Raw genomic sequence first — 17,201 nt, 5'->3', positions numbered from 1 at the left:
CCGCAGGGCCCGTGCCGGCCCACCGGCCACCCCCTTAGACCGTGCCGACGGTGACGCCGGCGTCGCGGCGCACCAGGGCGGCGTATCGCCCGTCGTCCGCGAGGAGTTCCTCGTGCGTGCCGCGCTCGACGACGCGCCCTCCGTCGAGGACGACGATCTGGTCGGCGTCGCGGATCGTGGAGAGCCGGTGCGCGATGGTGATCGTCGTGCGTCCCTGGGACAGGGTGTCGAGTGCCTTCTGCACGGCGTGCTCGGTGCGGGTGTCCAGCGCGGAGGTCGCCTCGTCCAGGATGAGGACGGGCGGGTCGCGCAGGATCGTACGGGCCATGGCGAGCCGCTGTTTCTCACCGCCGGAGAAGCGGTGGCCGCGCTCGCCGACCAGGGTGTCGTAGCCCTCGGGCAGCGCGGCGATGCGGTCGTGGATCTGTGCGGCCTCGGCGGCGGCCCGTATCTCCTCGTCGGTGGCGTCGGGCTTGGCGAAGCGCAGGTTGTCCGCGACGGAGGCGTGGAAGAGGTAGGCCTCCTGCGAGACGACGCCGACGGTGCGGGACAGGGTGTCGAAGTCGAGGTCGCGGACGTCCACTCCGTCGATCAGGACGCGGCCGCCGGTGACGTCGTAGAGGCGGGGCACGAGGTGGCCGAGCGTGCTCTTGCCGGCCCCGGTGGGACCGACGACGGCCAGGCTGCCGCCGGCCGGGACGACGAGGTCGATGCCGGTGAGCGTGGTGGCCGAGGCGTCGTATGCGAAGGTGACGTCCTCGAAGCGCACCTCGCCCCGGATCCGCTCCGGGCGCACGGGCGCCGCCGGTTCGGTGATCTCGACGCGCAGGTCGAGGTATTCGAAGATGCGGTGGAAGAGCGCGAGCGAGGTCTGGATCTGCACGCCGGTGGAGAGCAGCCCCACCATGGGCCGCAGCAGGCCCTGTTGGAGGGAGACGAAGGCCACCAGGGTGCCGAGCGACACCGCGGGTCCGCCCGCCCGGACGGACATGCCCGCGGCCCAGTAGAGGGCGGCGGGCACGACGGCCATGATGATGCCGACGGTGGCCATCCGCCAGCGGCCGGCCATGTCGGCCCGGACCTCCAGGTCGACCAGTTGCTCCGACTCCTTGCCGAAGGCCGTGGTGAGCGCGTCCGTGCGGCCCATGGTGCGGCCGAGCAGGATGCCGCTGATGGAGAGCGACTCGGTGACCATGGCGGCCATGGTGGCCATCTGTTTCTGCCGCTGCGAGGTGATCTTCTTGCGCTCGCGGCCGACACGGTGGCTGACCCATACGAACAGCGGCAGCAGGAGCAGCGAGACGCCCGTCAGCCGCCAGTCCAGGGCGAGCATCGCGACGATCGTGGCGACGACGCTGGTGAGGTTGGAGACCAGCGAGGTGACGGTGGAGGTGACGGTGGCCTGCATGCCGCCGATGTCGTTGGCGATGCGGGACTGGATCTCGCCCGTGCGTGTGCGGGTGAAGAACGCGAGGGACATGCTCTGCAGGCGGGCATAGACGGCCGTGCGCAGGTCGTGCATCACGCGCTGGCCGACCTTGGTGGAGATCAGCGTCTGCAGCACGCCGAGGACGCTGCTCGCGACGGCAGCGGCGATCATCCCGAGGGCCAGCAGGCTCAACAGGCCCGTGCGTCCTCGGGGGATGGCGACATCGAGGATCTCGCGCAGCAGGAACGGCGAGGCGATCGTGACGAGGGACGAGGCGGCGACGAGCAGCCCCACGAGGGCGAGTCTGCCGCGGTAGGGGCGGAACAGCCGGAGGATGCGCCGGACTTGGGCGGGCTGCTCCGGGTCTGCGGGGGGTGGGGTCCAGTCGGGTCCGTGAGGGCGCATGACTCCTTCTACGCGGATCTACGCGGTGGGGGCAGGCTCTGGCGAGGCCCCTTGCAGAGCATAGCTCATAGTTACCTATGTTCACTATGAATATGCTCCTGATATCCTGGGCCGATGACCGCCCCCGACGCCTCCGGGCAGCTCACCGAGCAGCTGCTGCGCCTGACGCGCAGGCTCCACCGCACGCAGAAGCGCTATCTGGAGCCGATCGGTATCACGCCGGCCCAGTCCCGGCTCCTGCGCAGCCTCTCGCACTGCGACGGCCCGCCGCGGATGACGGATCTGGCCGAGCGCCTCGAGGTCGTGCCCCGCGCGGTCACGACGCTGGTCGACGCACTGGAGGCGAACGGCTCGGTGCGCAGGGCACCGGATCCGTCGAACCGCCGGGTGGTACGGATCGAGCTCACGGACCGGGGCCGTGCGACCCTGCGGGAACTGCGGGAGGCCCGCCGGGCCGCGGTGGAGGAACTCCTGGCCCCGCTGACCGCCGAGCAGCGGGAGGTGCTCGGCGGTCTGCTGGCCGAGCTTCTGGAGGGCCCGGCTCACCACTGCTGACGGGTCAGCAGCGCCGGGTGTCCTCCGTCAGCTCGCCCTGGACGGCGGCCAGCGCCCGGTCGTAGCAGGCGCCGGGCCCGAAGAGCCGGTAGCGCTCCCGCGAGACGCCCCTGGCGTGCCGCTGCTCCCTGGGGACGTTCTGCACGTAGGACGCGTTGCCGGTGAAGGTGTCGTCCAGCCGGCTCCAGTCGAGCCGCTTCCCCGCCCGTACGGTGCGCAGGTCGGCCTGGTCGCCCATGGTCAGCACGGTGCGCAGCCGGTCGCCCGGGTCCACAGTGGTCACGCCTTCCATGCTGTGGACGCGGTGGGCGGTGTGCACCGTGGCCGGTCCGCGGCCTGCGACGGTGACGGTCTCGTCGTCCGTCCAGCGGGCCCGCAGCCCGTCCGTGGTCTCGCCGTCCTTCCAGCGGTGCAGCGAGGTGGCGGCCACACGGCGGTCGACCGTGGTGGTGACGCGCCCGTGCGAGGTCTTCAGGATGCCGGAGACGGTCAGCGTGTGCTCGGCGTCGGCCGTCACCCGGTGCGGGGTGCCCGCCTGGTAGTCGGCGGTGTTGCGCGGTGCGGTCTCCTGGTGCCGGGTGACCGCGCCGGTGACGACGGCCGCCTTGGCGTCCTGCCAGACCAGGACGTTGACGGGGGTGTCCCAGCCGCTCTGCCCGCCGGGCACCCCGGCCACCGACACCGTGATCCGGTGCGGCTTGCCGTCGTTCAACTGCCCTGCGAAGGGCGTGAGGTCGTACTCGACCGGCCGGACGTCGAAGGCGCGCGGCCCGGGGATCACATAGAAGAGGAAGGGGTTGGACCAGCCGCCGGTCCACACCGTCGGGTAGGGGGCGGCGATTCCGGCCAGTTTGCCGTCGACCGAGATCCGCACCTCCCTGTTGGGCCCGTCCTTGCCCTTGCAGGAGTACGGCGCCTTGTCCGGAACGGTGAGGTACCAGAACTCCTCACAGCCGCCGCCCGATCCGGTGGCGTAGACCTCGGCGACGATCCGCTCGCCGTTGCGCGGAGTGGTCAACGCGCCTTCGTACACGGCGCCTTCACTGTGGGCACCGTCCAGGGTGAGCACCTTGTCGGGCGTGTGCGCGGGCTTCACGCGGCCCTCGGCGGCGTAGAAGGTCAGCGTGGCCCTGACCTTGATGACGCCGGTGTAGGTGGCGTCCACGAAATTGCCGATGAGCATCTCCACCGGCTTCGGGGAGCGCAGGACGGGCGCGTAGCGGGTGACGTCCTTCTCCACGTGCCAGGTGATGCCCTTGGGCGAGGGCTCGGGCGTCGAGGTGCGCAGGACCTCGACGCCGCCTATGCGGAGATAGCCGAGCCGGTCGTACTGCCGCCCGGCGACGGCCCCTTCGAGGCGCAGGACGACCTTGTTCCAGCGGTCGCCGCAGCGTTTGGGCGGCGCGTAGGTGCCCTTGTAGGGCGTGTAGTCGCGGAAGGCCGTGTCCGCGACCGTCACGGTGCAGGAGGTGGTGGCGGGTACGGCCACGGGCGGGGCCGCCGTCATCGGGTCGTGCCAGGAGGTGCCGAACTCCGTGGGCGGCGTTGCGGCAGCGGCGGGCACGATGCCCGGCAGCAGCGCCACGGCCGTGGCGCACAGCGCGAGAAACAGTCGTCTCATGTGCCAGGAGTGAAGCGCGTCGCGACCGGGTGCACCAGTACACGATCGGTCACCTGGGCGAGGCTAAATGAGGTCGAGGGCACCCAGTCCGCAGATACCGCCGGCCACCAGGAAGACCGGGGTGAGGACCTTCTGCTCCACCCGGCTGCCCGCGCGGAAGCGCAGGGACTTCGGAGGGCCGAGCGGGTACCAGCGCTTGCGCGCTATGGGCAGGGGCCACAGGATCGGGCAGCCGGAGACGGTGAGGGCGTCGCCGATGTCGTGGACGAGCGCGCCGAGGAATATCGGCAGCCCGAGCCACAGGTACTCCTGGCCCGGCTCGGTGAACAGCCAGTCGGAGCCGTTGCCCGGCCCGTTCAGGACATCGGCGAGCAGCCAGGCCCCGACGGCGCCGAGCAGCCACACGAGCACGTCGCTGGACGCGCGGGCGAACCGCCACAGGAGGCCCTCGACGGCGAGCACCAGGTGGACGAAGAGGATGCCGAGCACGGCCCAGCGCCCGCCCGTCGTCGCCAGGGCCGAGGCGCCGGCGCCCATGAGCACGGCCCACAGCGCGGTGTGCGTCAGGGTGCGGTGTCCGCCGTTGCGGCGGGGGTCGCCGCGTCCCCGGGTGGCGCGATAGACGGCGTACGAGAGGGTGTCGACGACCTCGCACAGGATCCTCGACAGCGGGCCGAACGCCCTCGATATCGTCGCGGACTTGTGGTCGAGGTCGGGGGCCAGTGCCGCGCCCGCGCAGATCAGCGCGCCGACGACGAGTACCGGCCACGGCATGGGTTGGCCGGCCGCGGCGGCTGCCGCGCCCGCCCCCAGCCAGGCTGCCGCACCGGACAGCGAGTGCGCCGGTCCCATCATCGCCGTCCACCCCTTTTGCTTATTTTTGTCACGTGGCTACCAGTTTCTTGACGACCGGTCGGCAACTCAGCGTAGCGCCCGATGATCTTCGATTGACCGGCCGGTTGTCGGATCCGGCCAGGGGCCAGGCAGTATGGAGGCGTGACCCTTATCGATCAGATGCCGAGCCATGCCGACCCCGATGCCCTCTTCGAGGCCTTCTCGACCTGGGCCGAGGAGCGGGGCATCACGCTCTACCCCGCGCAGGAGGAGGCGCTGATCGAGGTGGTCTCCGGGGCGAACGTGATCCTGTCGACGCCGACGGGCTCGGGCAAGAGCCTCGTGGCGGCCGGGGCCCACTTCACCGCGCTCGCCAACGACCAGGTGACGTTCTACACGGCGCCCATCAAGGCCCTGGTGTCGGAGAAGTTCTTCGACCTGTGCAAGATCTTCGGCACCGAGAACGTCGGCATGCTCACGGGCGACGCCTCGGTCAACGCCGACGCACCCGTCATCTGCTGCACCGCCGAGGTGCTCGCCTCCATCGCCCTGCGCGACGGCAAGGACGCGGACATCGGCCAGGTCGTGATGGACGAGTTCCACTTCTACGCGGAGCCCGACCGGGGCTGGGCGTGGCAGATTCCGCTGCTGGAGCTGCCGCAGGCGCAGTTCGTCCTGATGTCGGCGACGCTCGGCGACGTGTCCCGGTTCGAGGAGGACCTGACCCGGCGCACCGGGCGGCCCACGTCCGTGGTGCGCTCGGCGACCCGGCCGGTGCCGCTGTCGTACGAGTACCGCACGACGCCGCTGACGGAGACGCTGACGGAGCTGCTGCAGACCCGCCAGGCGCCCGTCTACATCGTGCACTTCACCCAGGCCGCCGCCGTGGAGCGGGCGCAGGCGCTGATGAGCATCAACATGTGCTCGCGCGAGGAGAAGGACCGGATCGCGGAGCTCATCGGCAATTTCCGGTTCACCACCAAGTTCGGCCGGAATCTGTCGCGTTTCGTGCGGCACGGCATCGGTGTGCACCACGCCGGGATGCTCCCGAAGTACCGGCGGCTGGTGGAGCGGCTGGCCCAGGCCGGCCTGCTGAAGGTGATCTGCGGTACGGACACGCTCGGCGTCGGGGTCAACGTACCGATCCGCACGGTGCTGTTCACAGCGCTGACCAAGTACGACGGCCAGCGGGTGCGCACGCTGCGGGCGCGGGAGTTCCACCAGATCGCGGGCCGGGCGGGCCGGGCGGGCTTCGACACGGCGGGCTTCGTGGTCGCGCAGGCGCCCGATCATGTCGTCGAGAACGAGAAGGCCCTGGCGAAGGCGGGCGACGACCCCAAGAAGCGCCGCAAGGTGGTTCGCAAGAAGGCGCCCGAGGGCTTCGTCAACTGGACGGAGAGCACCTTCGAGAAGCTCATCGCCTCCGAGCCCGAGCAGCTCACCTCCCGGTTCCAGGTCACGCACACGATGCTGCTGTCGGTCATCGCCCGGCCGGGCAACGCCTTCGAGGCGATGCGGCGGCTGCTGGAGGACAACCACGAGCCGCGCAGGAACCAGCTGCGGCACATCCGCCGGGCGATCGCGATCTACCGCTCGCTGCTGCACGGCGGTGTGGTCGAGCGGCTCGAGACGCCGGACGCCGAGGGCCGGATCGTGCGGCTGACGGTCGACCTCCAGTCGGACTTCGCGCTCAACCAGCCGCTGTCCACCTTCGCGCTGGCCTCCTTCGAGCTCCTCGATCCCGAATCCCCTTCCTACGCGCTCGACATGGTCTCGGTGGTGGAGTCCACGCTGGACGACCCCCGGCAGATCCTGGCCGCGCAGCAGAACAAGGCGCGCGGCGAGGCGGTCGCGGCGATGAAGGCGGAGGGCGTCGAGTACGAGGACCGCATGGAGCGGCTCATGGACGTCAGCTACCCCAAGCCCCTGGAGGAGCTGCTGACGCACGCGTACGACGTCTACCGCAAGAGCCACCCGTGGGTGGGCGACCACCCGCTGTCGCCGAAGTCCGTCATTCGTGACATGTACGAACGGGCCATGAGCTTCTCGGAGTTCACCTCCTTCTACGACCTGGCGCGGACCGAGGGCATCGTGCTGCGGTATCTGGCCAGTGCGTACAAGGCGCTGGACCACACCGTGCCGGACGACCTCAAGTCCGACGACCTCGAGGATCTGATCGCCTGGCTGGGCGAGATGGTGCGTCAGGTGGACTCCAGTCTGCTGGACGAGTGGGAGCAGCTGGCCAACCCCGAGGAGGAGACGGCCGAGCAGGCGCAGGAGCGCGCCGACCAGGTCAAGCCGGTCACGGCCAACACCCGGGCCTTCCGGGTGCTGGTGCGCAACGCCCTCTTCCGCCGCGTCGAGCTGGCCGCGCTCGACAAGGTCGCCGAACTCGGCGAGATGGACGCCGAGTCCGGCTGGGACGAGGACCGCTGGGCCGGGGCCATGGACGCCTACTGGGACGAGTACGACGACCTGGGCACCGGCCCCGACGCCCGCGGCCCGAAGCTGCTGCGGATCGAGGAGCGGCCGGAGGACGGGCTGTGGCGCGTGCGCCAGACCTTCGCCGACCCGTCCGGTGACCACGACTGGGGCATCACCGCCGAGGTCGACCTCGCCGCCTCGGACGAGGAGGGCCGTGCGGTGGTGCGCGTCATGGACGTCGGCCAGCTTTAGGGCGCGCCCTGCCCCACAGCCGCCACCGGAGCCGCCGGGGCCGCAGGCGCCCCCGGCGCGGCGGCACCGCGGGCGGCGTCGGCGGCGGTTCGTCCGCCGTCGGCTCACCCGTCCCCGGCTCATCCGCCCTCGGCGCGGGCCGGATCTCGCGGGCTTCCTCCACCGCGGAGGCGAGACAACTGCGCAGCCACTCGATCTCGTCCGGGTCCGCCGCGAGCACCACCGCGCCGACAACGGCGCGGGCCGCGTCCGTGCTCGCCCGGACCGTGGCGAGGGCCGGGCGGAGTGCGCTCACGTACGCCCGCTCGGCGGGGTCGGGGACGGCGGCGGCCACCTGCTCCGGGGCGAGCGCCGCGGCATGGACGGCCGCGCACTCCCACGGGTCCTCGGCCCCGGCCATCAACTGGTCGAGGCGCAGGGCCCGCCAGCAGCGCGCCCGCCGGTCCTCCCCCGCCGCCAGCCCGGCGCGCAGCCGGTCGGGCAGCCGGCCCGCGAGGAGATGGGGGCAGGTGTCGGCGAACTCCGCGAGATCCGCGGCCAGATACCGCCAGACCACGGCCCGGTAGCGGTTGACATGGAACCGCACCGGGGTGAAACAGCCGCTTCGGGCAAGGCGGGTGAACCGCGACAGGCTGATGCCGAGCAACTCGGCACCCTCGGCGGTGCCGACCGTCCACAGCCGGGCCCGCAGCGCATCGGGGTGCCCCTCGCCGGACGTATGGCGCTCGATCTCCTCGCGCGGGACGCGCCGTCTCCCGCCGGGACCCGACGCGACGGTCCGCACCTCCCCGAGCTGCACGGCCAGCTCGAACTCGCCCGCCCCGAGCCCGAGTTCCCGGGCCGCACGACTCAGCGCAACACTTTCCATGACACCCTCCCGCAATCGGTCGATCACTTACGGTGACGACTTTAGATGCGGGGTGTGACAACGCCCCCGGCCCGCGCGGGCCGTCGGCGGGAACCGCAGGTCAGCACCCGGGTTCCGGCTGCTCGCTCTCGCGCGACGCCTCGGCGTCCGCGCGGGCGGCGATGTCCTGGGCCACCAGCGTCATTTCATAGGCGACCCGGCCGATGTCGGCCCCCTCGCCCCCGAGGACGCACAGGCAACCGCCGTCACCGGCGGAGGTCACGAACAGCACCCCGCCGTCGAATTCGACCATCGTCTGCCGTACCCGGCCCGCCCGGAACTGCCGCCCGGCCCCCTTGGCGAGGCTGTGCAACCCGGAGGCGACGGCGGCCAGATGCTCGGCGTCCTCCTGCTCCAGGCCCGTGCTCGCGCTGGTGACCAGCCCGTCGCCGGACAGCACCAGCGCGTGCCGTATGTCCTCGGCCCGCCGGGACAAGTCGTCCAGCATCGCACCGAGCTCCCTGCCGAGCGCCATACGCCCTCCCCGTCTCACGGTTCCCGAACTGCCGTGCAAGCCTTGCTCACCCGGGACCCGTCGGCAACCCGGCCGTCCCGCACCGGCCCGTCGGGGGCCGCCCTCCTACGGCAACCGTCGAGTTTCCTCTACGACAACGGGCCACCCGGCGCATCGCAGCAGGCACGCGTGGACGCGCATCCGTTCCCTCCCCTTGACCGAAGATTCAACTGCCCGACCGCCGGGAACACTTGGACAACCGCAGGAAAAGCCGCTCACGGGGGCAGGTGATCCGCGTGTTCAAGCGATTGCGCAAGGGAGCCGAGCACGCCGGGGAGTCCGGGCCTGTGCCGCGGGGCCCGGCCCGGCAGCCCAACCTCTTCGAGGCCGCGGCCGTGTACGTGGCGGCCTGTGCCGAGGACGACCAGGACAGGAGCGCCGAGGCGGCGCGCTGGGTCTCCCCCGAGGCGCTGGGCTTCGGCGTCCACGAACTCGCGTGCCGTGCGGTGATCGCCCTCGCCCGCGAATACGACGAGCCTCCGCTGACGGTGACCCGGAGGCTGCTCGGCCTGCCCGCCGCCTGACCGTCACACAACGCTCGCCCACCCGTCACCATCAAGACGTGTACATGCCAGCATGCCGGTCCTACGCTGCCACCGCACGCGCACCTCCCCCCTCCACGCAGCCACCTTCCTCCCCCGTACGGAGGCCCCGTGTCCGCCACCACAGCCCCCCGCACCCGCCGATCGCACCGCCGCCATCTCGGCGCCCTCGCCACGGCCTTCGGCCTCGCCGCCGCTTCCGTCGGCCTGTGGGCCTCGAACTCCGCCGCATCCCCGGCGGACGCCGCGGTGCCCACCCCGGACCACATCGTGGTCGTCGTCTTCGAGAACCACGCCTACGGCCAGGTCATCGGCTCCTCCGCCGCCCCGTACATCAACTCCCTGGTCGCAGGCGGCGCCAACCTGACGCAGTCCTACGCCGAGACCCACCCCAGCCAGCCGAACTACTACGCGCTGTTCTCCGGCGACACCCAGGGCGTCACCGACGACAGCTGCGTCGACATCGGCTTCAGCAACGCGCCCAACCTCGCCTCCGAGCTCACCGGTGCGGGCAAGACCTGGGCGAGCTACAACGAGTCGCTGCCGTCCGAGGGTTCGACCGAGTGCAGAAGCGGCGACTACGCGCAGAAGCACAACCCCTGGTTCGGTTTCGGCAACGTTCCGCTCAGCACCGCGCACACCTTCGACGCCTTCCCCAGCGACTACAGCACGCTGCCGACGGTCTCGTTCGTCGTCCCGAACCTGTGCAACGACATGCACGACTGCGACGTGGCCACCGGCGACACATGGCTCAAGAACAACCTCAAGTCCTATGCCGACTGGGCCAAGAGCAACAACAGCCTGCTCCTGCTCACCTTCGACGAGGACAACCGGCTGAGCGGCAACCGCATCCCGACGGTGCTCTACGGGCAGCCGGTCAGGGCCGGTTCCAGCTCCGACGCCACCTACAACCACTACGACGTCCTGCGCACCCTCGAGGACTCGCAGGGCCTCCCCCACGCCGGGAACGCCGCCAACGGCAAGGACATCACCGGCATCTGGAACAGCTGACGTGTACCTCGCGGACGGCCGCACCTCCCCTCCCGCGCCCGGCACCGCCGCCCGGGGCACCCGCCCCGGGCGGCGGGCCGCCGTCGTCCCCGCCACGGTGCTCGCCCTCGGCACCGTCAGCCTGATCACCGACGTCTCCTCGGAGATGGTCACCGCCGTCCTGCCGCTCTACCTGGTCACCGGACTCGGCCTGTCGCCGCTCGGCTTCGGGCTGCTGGACGGGATCTACAACGGCGCCAGCACCCTCGTCCGGCTCGTCGGCGGCCGGCTCTCCGACAGACATGGCGGCAGCCACAAGGCCGTGGCGGTGGCCGGTTACGGCCTCTCCGCCCTGTGCAAGCCGCTCCTGCTCGCCGTGCACACCGTGCCGCTGATCGGCGCCGTCCTCGCGGCCGACCGCACGGGCAAGGGGCTGCGCACGGCGCCGCGCGACGCCATGATCTCGCTCGCCTGCGAACCGGCCGCCCGGGGGCGGGCGTTCGGGGCGCACCGCGCGATGGACACCGCCGGGGCGCTGCTCGGCCCGGTGACGGCGTTCCTGATCCTGCGGGTCGCCGCCGGGGGGTACGACGCCGTCTTCACCGTCAGCGGCTGTGTGGCCGCGCTGGGCGTGCTCGTCCTCCTGCTGTTCGTCCCGGGGCGTACCACCGCTCCGGCGGAACAGCGGGCACAACGCGCGCCGGTGCGCGAGCTGTTGCGGAGCGCCGCCGTGCGCCGGCTGACCGGCTGTGCGGTGCTGCTCGGCCTGACGACCGTCAGCGACTCCTTCCTCTACCTCACCCTGCAACGCCGCCTGGACCTGTCCGAGTCGTGGTTCCCGCTGCTGCCGGTCGGCACCTCCGCCGCGTTCCTGCTGCTGGCCGTGCCGTTGGGGGTGGTGGCCGACCGCGTGGGCCGCCGGCGGCTGTTCCTGTGCGGCCACGTCGCGCTGCTCGGCGCGTACGGGCTGCTCGTGGCCTCGCCCGGCGGCTCCCCCGCCCTCGCGTGCGGGGTGCTCGCCCTGCACGGCGGTTTCTACGCGGCCACCGACGGGGTCCTCGCCGCGGCGACCGCGGACGCGGTGCCGGAGGAGGTCCGGGGCAGCGGGCTCGCGGTGGTGCAGACGGGCCAGGCGGGGGCCCGCTTCGTCTGCTCGATCGCGTTCGGCGCGGCCTGGACCGCCTGGGGCGACCGTACGGCGCTGGGCGCGGCGGCGGCCGGGCTCGCGGTGTCCGCCGCGATCGGCGCGGTCCTGCTGCGCCGTACGTCCGTCAACACCGAACCGGAAGGCGCCCGTTGAACCGTACGCACCGCATCCTGGTCCTGATCGCCGCCGTGCTGGTGCTGGGCGGCATCGCGGCCGTCGCGACCCTGCACGCCGCCGGACGGGCCGCGGAGAAGGACCGCGTCCAGGCGGGCGGCCCGTCCGTCCGGCCCGGTGAGGTCGTGCTGGGCACGCCGGGCCGCAGCGTCTTCCGGAACATGGCCTGGGGCCCGCACCGCGACGAGCTCTCCTCCGTCGCCGCCGCGGACCCGACCGGCCCGCGGACCTCCTCCGGGGTGCGCTGTCTGCGCTTCCATACGGCCGGGGGCACCGGGGCCTGCCTGCAGGCGGTGCACGGCGGACTCCGCGACACCTACCGTGCGGTCGTGCTGGACGCGCATCTGCACGAGCTGCGCCACTACGGCCTGGCGGGCATCCCGACCCGGACCCGGGTCTCGCCCAGCGGCCGCAGCGCCGCGTGGACGGTCTTCGTCAGCGGCGACTCCTATGCGGGGACGGCCTTTTCGACCCGTACGTCCATCGTGGACGTCCGCTCGGGCGCGCTGGACCGCGATCTGGAGACCTACCGCTTCTACCTGGACAGCCGGCCCCACAAGGCGCAGGACCTCAACATCTGGGGCGTCACCTTCGCCGACGACACCCGCTTCTACGCGACCGTCGCCACCGGCGGGCAGACCTATCTGGTCCAGGGCGACCGCGGCGAGCGGACCCTCCGCTCGCTCCACGCCAACGTGGAGTGCCCGTCCCTCTCCCCCGACGGCACGCGCATGGCCTACAAGAAGCGCGTCCGCGGCGCCTCGTCCGATGCGCCGTGGCGGCTGTACGTCCTGGATCTGCGGACCCTGCGCGAGAGCGCCACCGCCGAGCAGCGGAACGTCGACGACCAGGCCGTCTGGCAGGACGGCCACACCCTGGTCTACTCGCTGCCCGGCGACTACGGCAGCGACCTGTGGACCGTCCCCGCGGACGGCTCCGGCAGGCCCCGGCTCCTGATGAAGGCGGCTCTCGCCCCGGCGTTCTAGCGGTTCAGTTCAGCCGCTTGCGCGAGACGCTCCGCAGCCGCTTGCGCTGCGAGGGGTCCAGCAGCAGATACGCGCCGACCGGCACGCCCACCATCACCAGCACGGCCGGCCAGAACCCCACCAGCCACAGCAGAAGGACTCCCACCGCCACACCACCGACGGCGACCTTGGCCCTGTTGCTCATTTCCTGCCTCCTCGCGCAACGGCTCCTCATCCCCATCCCCACAACGCCCGGCGAGCGGGCCCAGTTCCCAGTCTCCACCACCGTGGAGTGACGCGGATCACCCCCATCAGGCCCTCGCCCCCGGATCGGCTCCTGTACCCTTTGCCGCTCCGGCTCCAGCTAGTCAAATTTGAGGAATGCGCAGCATCGTGACTCCACTCCCTGCCGCCCGCCTCGCCCACTGCTCCGCCGTCTTCCTCCCCGGCGACCCCGCCCGCGCGGGCCGCGTCGCCTTCTGGCGGCCCGACGACGACCTGCCCGACCCGCACGACCCGCACGGCACCGCCGAAGAGCTGTCGCTCACCATCCCCGACGGCACCGGCGTCACCACGACGACCGTACGGGCCGTCGTCCTGCCAGTACGCGACGCACTGCCCGTCCTCACCCGGGCCCGCGCCGCACAGGCCGACGAATCGGCCGTCTTCTGGGGCACCGTGGCGGTGCTCGCCCTGCAACTGGCCGCCCGGGGGCGTCTGTTGCCCGGGCTCACCGCGACCGACCACGACAGCTGGCGGGCGGGCCCCCTCTCCGCGGACGACCTGCGCCGGATCCGCGAGCTGGCCGACGCGATGCCGCCGACGGCGCACGCCGTACCGGTCCCGGGCAGCGACCCGCCGCTGCTGCCGGACCCGGAACGGCTCGTACGCGCCTTCCTCGACGCCGTGGCCGACGGCCTGCCCCGCTCCCCCGCCGCCGCCCTCGCGGCGGGCAGCCGCGCCTTCGCCGACCCCGAACCGCGGCGGCTGCCGGAGCACCGCGCCTGGGCGGCCGGCATCGCCGCCGGGCACGACGCGGGGGTGCGGCTCTCGCTGCGCGTCGAGGCACTCGAGCAGGACCCGGATGACGGCCCGCGCTTCCGTGCCGTGCCCCAGCTGCACAGCCTCGCCGACCCGGCGCTCGTCACGGACGCCGCCCGGGTGTGGTCCGGCGGGCACGCGCTCGGCCGCGGCGCGCGGATGAACGCCCTGCTCGCCCTGCGCCGCGCGGCGCACGCCTGGCCGGTCCTCTCCCCTCTGCTCTCGGCGGCGGTTCCCGACGCCCTGGACCTCGCCGACGACGAGATCGGCGAGCTGCTCGGCCCGGCCTCCGCGGCCCTCGACGCCGCGGAGGTCGAGGTGCACTGGCCGAAGGACCTCGTACGCCGGCTCACCACCCGCGCCGTCGTGGGCGCACCGGACGACGAGCAGGACTTCGGCTCGGGCCTGCCGTCCGTGCTCTCCGCGGACGCACTGCTCGCTTTCGCCTGGAAATTCACCCTCGGCGGCGAGGAGTTGAGCAGGGAGGAGCTGGACCGGCTGGCGGAGGCGAGCCGCCCCGTCGTGCGCCTGCGCGACCGGTGGGTGCTCGTCGACCCGGCGGCGCTGCGCCGCGCGCGGGACCGGCAGGACCGCAAGATGACCCCGGTCGAGGCCCTGGGCGCCGCCCTCACCGGCCACGCCCCGGCGGAAAGCGGCGAGGGGGACGAGACCGTCGGCGTACGGGCGACCGGCCGACTCGCCGCCCTGCGCGACCTGATCGCCGACCCCGAGGCCCACCGGGAAACCGTGGCACAGCCCGCCGCACTCGCCGCCACCCTGCGCGACTACCAGTTGCGCGGCCTCGACTGGCTGCACCGGATGACCTCGCTCGGCCTGGGCGGCTGTCTGGCCGACGACATGGGCCTCGGCAAGACGGTCACCCTGATCGCGCTCCACCTGCACCGCCAGACCCTGCCCGGTGCCGCCGGGCCGACCCTGGTCGTCTGCCCGGCCTCCCTGCTGGGCAACTGGCAGCGGGAGATCGAGCGGTTCGCCCCCGGCACCCCGGTGCGCCGCTTCCACGGCGCCGCGCGGACCCTGGAGGGCGTGGCGGACGGCGAGTTCGTCCTCACCACGTACGGCACGATGCGGCTGGACGCGCGGCGGCTCGCGGACACCGGCTGGGGCCTGGTCGTCGCGGACGAGGCCCAGCACGTGAAGAACCCCTGGTCCTCGACGGCGAGGGAGCTGCGCACGATCGGCGCGAAGGCCCGCGTCGCACTGTCCGGCACACCGGTCGAGAACAACCTGTCCGAGCTGTGGGCGATCCTCGACTGGACGACGCCGGGGCTCCTCGGTTCGCTCGGCACCTTCCGGCGGCGCCACGCGCAGGCCGTCGAGAGCGGCACCGACCCCGCCGCCGCCGAGCGGCTCGCCGCGCTCGTCCGCCCGTTCCTGCTGCGCCGCCGCAAGTCCGACCCCGGCATCGCGCCCGAACTGCCGCCGAAGACCGAGACGGACCGCGCCGTCGCGCTCACCAAGGAGCAGGCGGGCCTGTACGAGGCCGTGGTGCGCGAGCTGCTCGCGGAGATCGCGGAGGCCGACGGCCTCCAGCGGCGCGGTCTGATCGTCAAGCTGCTGGGCGGGCTCAAGCAGGTCTGCAACCACCCGGCGCAGTACCTGAAGGAGAACGAGCCCCGGACCGGCGGCCGTTCGGGCAAGCTCGAGCTGCTGGACGAGCTCCTGGACACCCTCCTCGCCGAGGACGCGAGCGTGCTCGTCTTCACCCAGTACGTCCGCATGGCGCGGCTGCTGGAGCAGCACCTGGCCGCACGCGGCATCCCGTCGCAGCTCCTGCACGGCGGTACGCCCGTCGCGCGGCGCGAGGAGATGGTGCGCCGGTTCCAGGACGGTGAAGTCCCGGTCTTCCTGCTGTCGTTGAAGGCGGCGGGCACCGGGCTGAACCTCACCCGCGCCGGGCACGTCGTGCACTTCGACCGCTGGTGGAACCCCGCCGTCGAGGCCCAGGCCACCGACCGCGCCTACCGCATCGGCCAGACACAGCCGGTCCAGGTCCATCGGCTGATCGCCGAGGGGACGGTCGAGGACCGCATCGCCGAGATGCTCGTCCGCAAGCAGGCGCTCGCCGACGCCGTGCTGGGCGAGGCGGGCGAGGCCGCGCTGACCGAACTGACCGACACCGAGCTGGCGGAGCTCGTGGCACTGAGGGGGACGGACCGATGACCGAGGCGATGGAACGCACCTTCGACGCCCTCCCGCCCGTTCGCGGGCAGGGGTTCGCGCAGAGCTGGTGGGGCCGGGCGTGGCTCAAGGCTCTGGAGGACACCGCGCTGGACGGCGAACGGGTCATCAAGGCCGGGCGCAGGCATGCCCGGGCGGGCGCGGTCGGCGCGGTGTCCGTACGCCCCGGCCGGATCACCGCGGTCGTACGCGACCGCGACGGCACGCCGGTCCGCGCGGACGTCGTCGTCCAGCGGCTCGACGACGCCGACTGGGACCGGTTCCTGGACGTGGTGGCCGACCGGGCGGGCCACATCGCCGCCCTCCTGGACCGCGACATGCCGCCGCACCTCGTCGAGGACGCCGGGGCGGCGGGCGTCGACCTGCTCCCGGGCATCGGTGACCTGGAGCCCGAGTGCGCCTGCGGGGCGTGGGACCACTGCCCGCACACGGCGGCGCTGTGCCATCAGGTCGCGCGGCTGCTCGACCGGGACCCGTTCGTCCTGCTGTTGCTGCGCGGGCGTGCGGAGCGGGAGTTGCTCGAGGAGCTCCAGGCGCGCAGTACGCCCCGCGAGCCGCTCGCCGGGGTGCCCGCGCTCGAGGCGTTCGCCCTGCGCGCCCTCGTCCAGCCCCTGCCCGCGCCCGCCCCGGCGGTGGACGCCCCGGGCCTGCCCCCGGTGCTGACCGGCGACGTGCCGCCCGGGCCGGGGCTCGACCCCGAGGCCCTGCGGTTCCTCGCCGCCGACGCGGCGGGCCGGGCACGGCAGTTGCTGGCCGAGGCCCTCGCGCCGGGCCACGAACGGACACCCGTACCGCGGCCGTTGACCGTCCGCCAGGACGCGGTGCGCCTGGCGGCGTCCGGCCCGCCCGCCGCCGTCGCCGCCCGGCTCGCGGAGGGCTACCCCGGTGAACTGCCGCGCGCCGTAAGGGCCTGGGGATACGGTGGCGCCGCCGCGCTCGAGGTGCTGGAGGAGGAGTGGACCCCGGGCCCCGAGGCCCGCACCCGCCTCGCCGCCGCATGGGGCGACGAGGACCGGGCCCCCGCACTGCACGGGACGCACAACCGCTGGACGGTGGACGGCGAGAACGTGCAACTGCGCTACGGGCGTGACGGGAACTGGTGGCCGTACCGCAAGGAGGCGGGCCACTGGGAACCCGCGGGCCCCTGCGACCGCGATCCGGCGGCAGCGCTTGCCGCGTCCGGCTAGCTTCGGCTGTGG

General features: G+C 72.8%; 14 protein-coding genes. 8 read left to right on the top strand and 6 right to left on the bottom strand.

Annotation, left to right across the window (positions count from 1 at the left end):
* Positions 1–34: 34 nt before the first annotated feature.
* Positions 35–1,834: an ABC transporter ATP-binding protein gene (locus ACV530_RS10055; RefSeq protein ID WP_494331974.1), complete on the bottom strand. Its 1,800-nt coding sequence runs from the start codon at positions 1,832–1,834 to the stop codon at positions 35–37.
* A 114-nt stretch (positions 1,835–1,948) separates the two neighbouring features.
* On the opposite strand from ACV530_RS10055, the gene ACV530_RS10050 reads away from it, so the two are divergent.
* On the top strand, positions 1,949–2,389 hold the full coding sequence (locus ACV530_RS10050) for a MarR family transcriptional regulator (protein WP_494331973.1): 441 nt from the start codon (positions 1,949–1,951) through the stop codon (positions 2,387–2,389).
* Positions 2,390–2,393: 4 nt separating this feature from the next.
* On the opposite strand, the gene ACV530_RS10045 is transcribed toward ACV530_RS10050, so the two are convergent.
* Positions 2,394–4,010: a peptide-N4-asparagine amidase gene (locus ACV530_RS10045; RefSeq protein ID WP_494331972.1), complete on the bottom strand. Its 1,617-nt coding sequence runs from the start codon at positions 4,008–4,010 to the stop codon at positions 2,394–2,396.
* Positions 4,011–4,073: 63 nt separating this feature from the next.
* Positions 4,074–4,865, bottom strand: coding sequence for a metal-dependent hydrolase (locus ACV530_RS10040; protein WP_494331971.1), 792 nt, complete (start codon positions 4,863–4,865; stop codon positions 4,074–4,076).
* A 141-nt stretch (positions 4,866–5,006) separates the two neighbouring features.
* Here ACV530_RS10040 and ACV530_RS10035 point away from each other — a divergent pair, with 141 nt between their 5' ends.
* The gene (locus ACV530_RS10035) at positions 5,007–7,520 is read left to right on the top strand and encodes a DEAD/DEAH box helicase (RefSeq protein ID WP_494331970.1); all 2,514 of its coding nucleotides are present in this window, start codon (positions 5,007–5,009) and stop codon (positions 7,518–7,520) included.
* Here the strand turns inward: ACV530_RS10035 and ACV530_RS10030 are convergent.
* A complete protein-coding gene (locus ACV530_RS10030; RefSeq protein ID WP_494331969.1) occupies positions 7,498–8,388 on the bottom strand; it encodes a DUF6397 family protein in 891 nt (296 codons plus the stop codon). The genes ACV530_RS10035 and ACV530_RS10030 overlap by 23 nt on opposite strands.
* Before the next feature lie 100 nt (positions 8,389–8,488).
* On the bottom strand, positions 8,489–8,902 hold the full coding sequence (locus tag ACV530_RS10025) for a roadblock/LC7 domain-containing protein (RefSeq protein WP_494331968.1): 414 nt from the start codon (positions 8,900–8,902) through the stop codon (positions 8,489–8,491).
* Positions 8,903–9,177: 275 nt separating this feature from the next.
* Between ACV530_RS10025 and ACV530_RS10020 the strand changes: the two genes are divergently transcribed.
* The 4 genes from ACV530_RS10020 to ACV530_RS10005 all read left to right on the top strand — a co-directional run bounded on the left by ACV530_RS10020 (position 9,178) and on the right by ACV530_RS10005 (position 12,780).
* On the top strand, positions 9,178–9,465 hold the full coding sequence (locus tag ACV530_RS10020) for a hypothetical protein (RefSeq protein WP_494331967.1): 288 nt from the start codon (positions 9,178–9,180) through the stop codon (positions 9,463–9,465).
* Between the two features lie 129 nt (positions 9,466–9,594).
* Positions 9,595–10,494 (top strand): alkaline phosphatase family protein, encoded by a 900-nt coding sequence (locus ACV530_RS10015; protein ID WP_494331966.1) that lies wholly within the window; start codon positions 9,595–9,597, stop codon positions 10,492–10,494.
* A gap of 1 nt (position 10,495) precedes the next feature.
* Positions 10,496–11,773, top strand: a complete 1,278-nt coding sequence (locus ACV530_RS10010) for an MFS transporter (RefSeq protein WP_494331965.1) — start codon at positions 10,496–10,498, stop codon at positions 11,771–11,773.
* The gene (locus ACV530_RS10005; protein WP_494331964.1) at positions 11,770–12,780 is read left to right on the top strand and encodes a TolB family protein; all 1,011 of its coding nucleotides are present in this window, start codon (positions 11,770–11,772) and stop codon (positions 12,778–12,780) included. Before ACV530_RS10010 ends, ACV530_RS10005 begins: the two co-directional genes overlap by 4 nt.
* Before the next feature lie 4 nt (positions 12,781–12,784).
* On the opposite strand, the gene ACV530_RS10000 is transcribed toward ACV530_RS10005, so the two are convergent.
* Positions 12,785–12,964 carry a tail-anchor membrane protein gene (locus ACV530_RS10000; RefSeq protein ID WP_494331963.1) on the bottom strand — a complete coding sequence of 60 codons (180 nt, stop codon included), beginning with the start codon at positions 12,962–12,964 and terminating at the stop codon, positions 12,785–12,787.
* A gap of 176 nt (positions 12,965–13,140) precedes the next feature.
* On the opposite strand from ACV530_RS10000, the gene ACV530_RS09995 reads away from it, so the two are divergent.
* Together ACV530_RS09995 and ACV530_RS09990 are read left to right on the top strand one after the other, a co-directional pair.
* Complete coding sequence (locus ACV530_RS09995) at positions 13,141–15,984, top strand: SCO1167/SCO6262 family helicase (protein WP_494331962.1); 2,844 nt, start codon at positions 13,141–13,143, stop codon at positions 15,982–15,984.
* Positions 15,981–17,189: an SWIM zinc finger family protein gene (locus ACV530_RS09990; RefSeq protein ID WP_494331961.1), complete on the top strand. Its 1,209-nt coding sequence runs from the start codon at positions 15,981–15,983 to the stop codon at positions 17,187–17,189. The genes ACV530_RS09995 and ACV530_RS09990 overlap by 4 nt, the downstream gene beginning before the upstream one ends.
* The last annotated feature ends 12 nt before the right edge of the window (positions 17,190–17,201 follow it).

It is taken from the genome of Streptomyces sp. SX-6 (assembly GCF_059089585.1).
Note: the sequence above shows the minus strand (reverse complement) of the source record. Positions and strands in the feature narration are given on the sequence as shown.

Bases quoted from the DNA above. Each gene is read 5' to 3' on its own strand.
- ACV530_RS10055 (WP_494331974.1), bottom strand. From the start codon at position 1,834: ATGCGCCCTCACGGACCCGACTGGACCCCACCCCCCGCAGACCCGGAG.
- ACV530_RS10050 (WP_494331973.1), top strand. From the start codon at position 1,949: ATGACCGCCCCCGACGCCTCCGGGCAGCTCACCGAGCAGCTGCTGCGC.
- ACV530_RS10045 (WP_494331972.1), bottom strand. From the start codon at position 4,010: ATGAGACGACTGTTTCTCGCGCTGTGCGCCACGGCCGTGGCGCTGCTG.
- ACV530_RS10040 (WP_494331971.1), bottom strand. From the start codon at position 4,865: ATGATGGGACCGGCGCACTCGCTGTCCGGTGCGGCAGCCTGGCTGGGG.
- ACV530_RS10030 (WP_494331969.1), bottom strand. From the start codon at position 8,388: ATGGAAAGTGTTGCGCTGAGTCGTGCGGCCCGGGAACTCGGGCTCGGG.
- ACV530_RS10025 (WP_494331968.1), bottom strand. From the start codon at position 8,902: ATGGCGCTCGGCAGGGAGCTCGGTGCGATGCTGGACGACTTGTCCCGG.
- ACV530_RS10000 (WP_494331963.1), bottom strand. From the start codon at position 12,964: ATGAGCAACAGGGCCAAGGTCGCCGTCGGTGGTGTGGCGGTGGGAGTC.
- ACV530_RS09995 (WP_494331962.1), top strand. From the start codon at position 13,141: ATGCGCAGCATCGTGACTCCACTCCCTGCCGCCCGCCTCGCCCACTGC.
- ACV530_RS09990 (WP_494331961.1), top strand. From the start codon at position 15,981: ATGACCGAGGCGATGGAACGCACCTTCGACGCCCTCCCGCCCGTTCGC.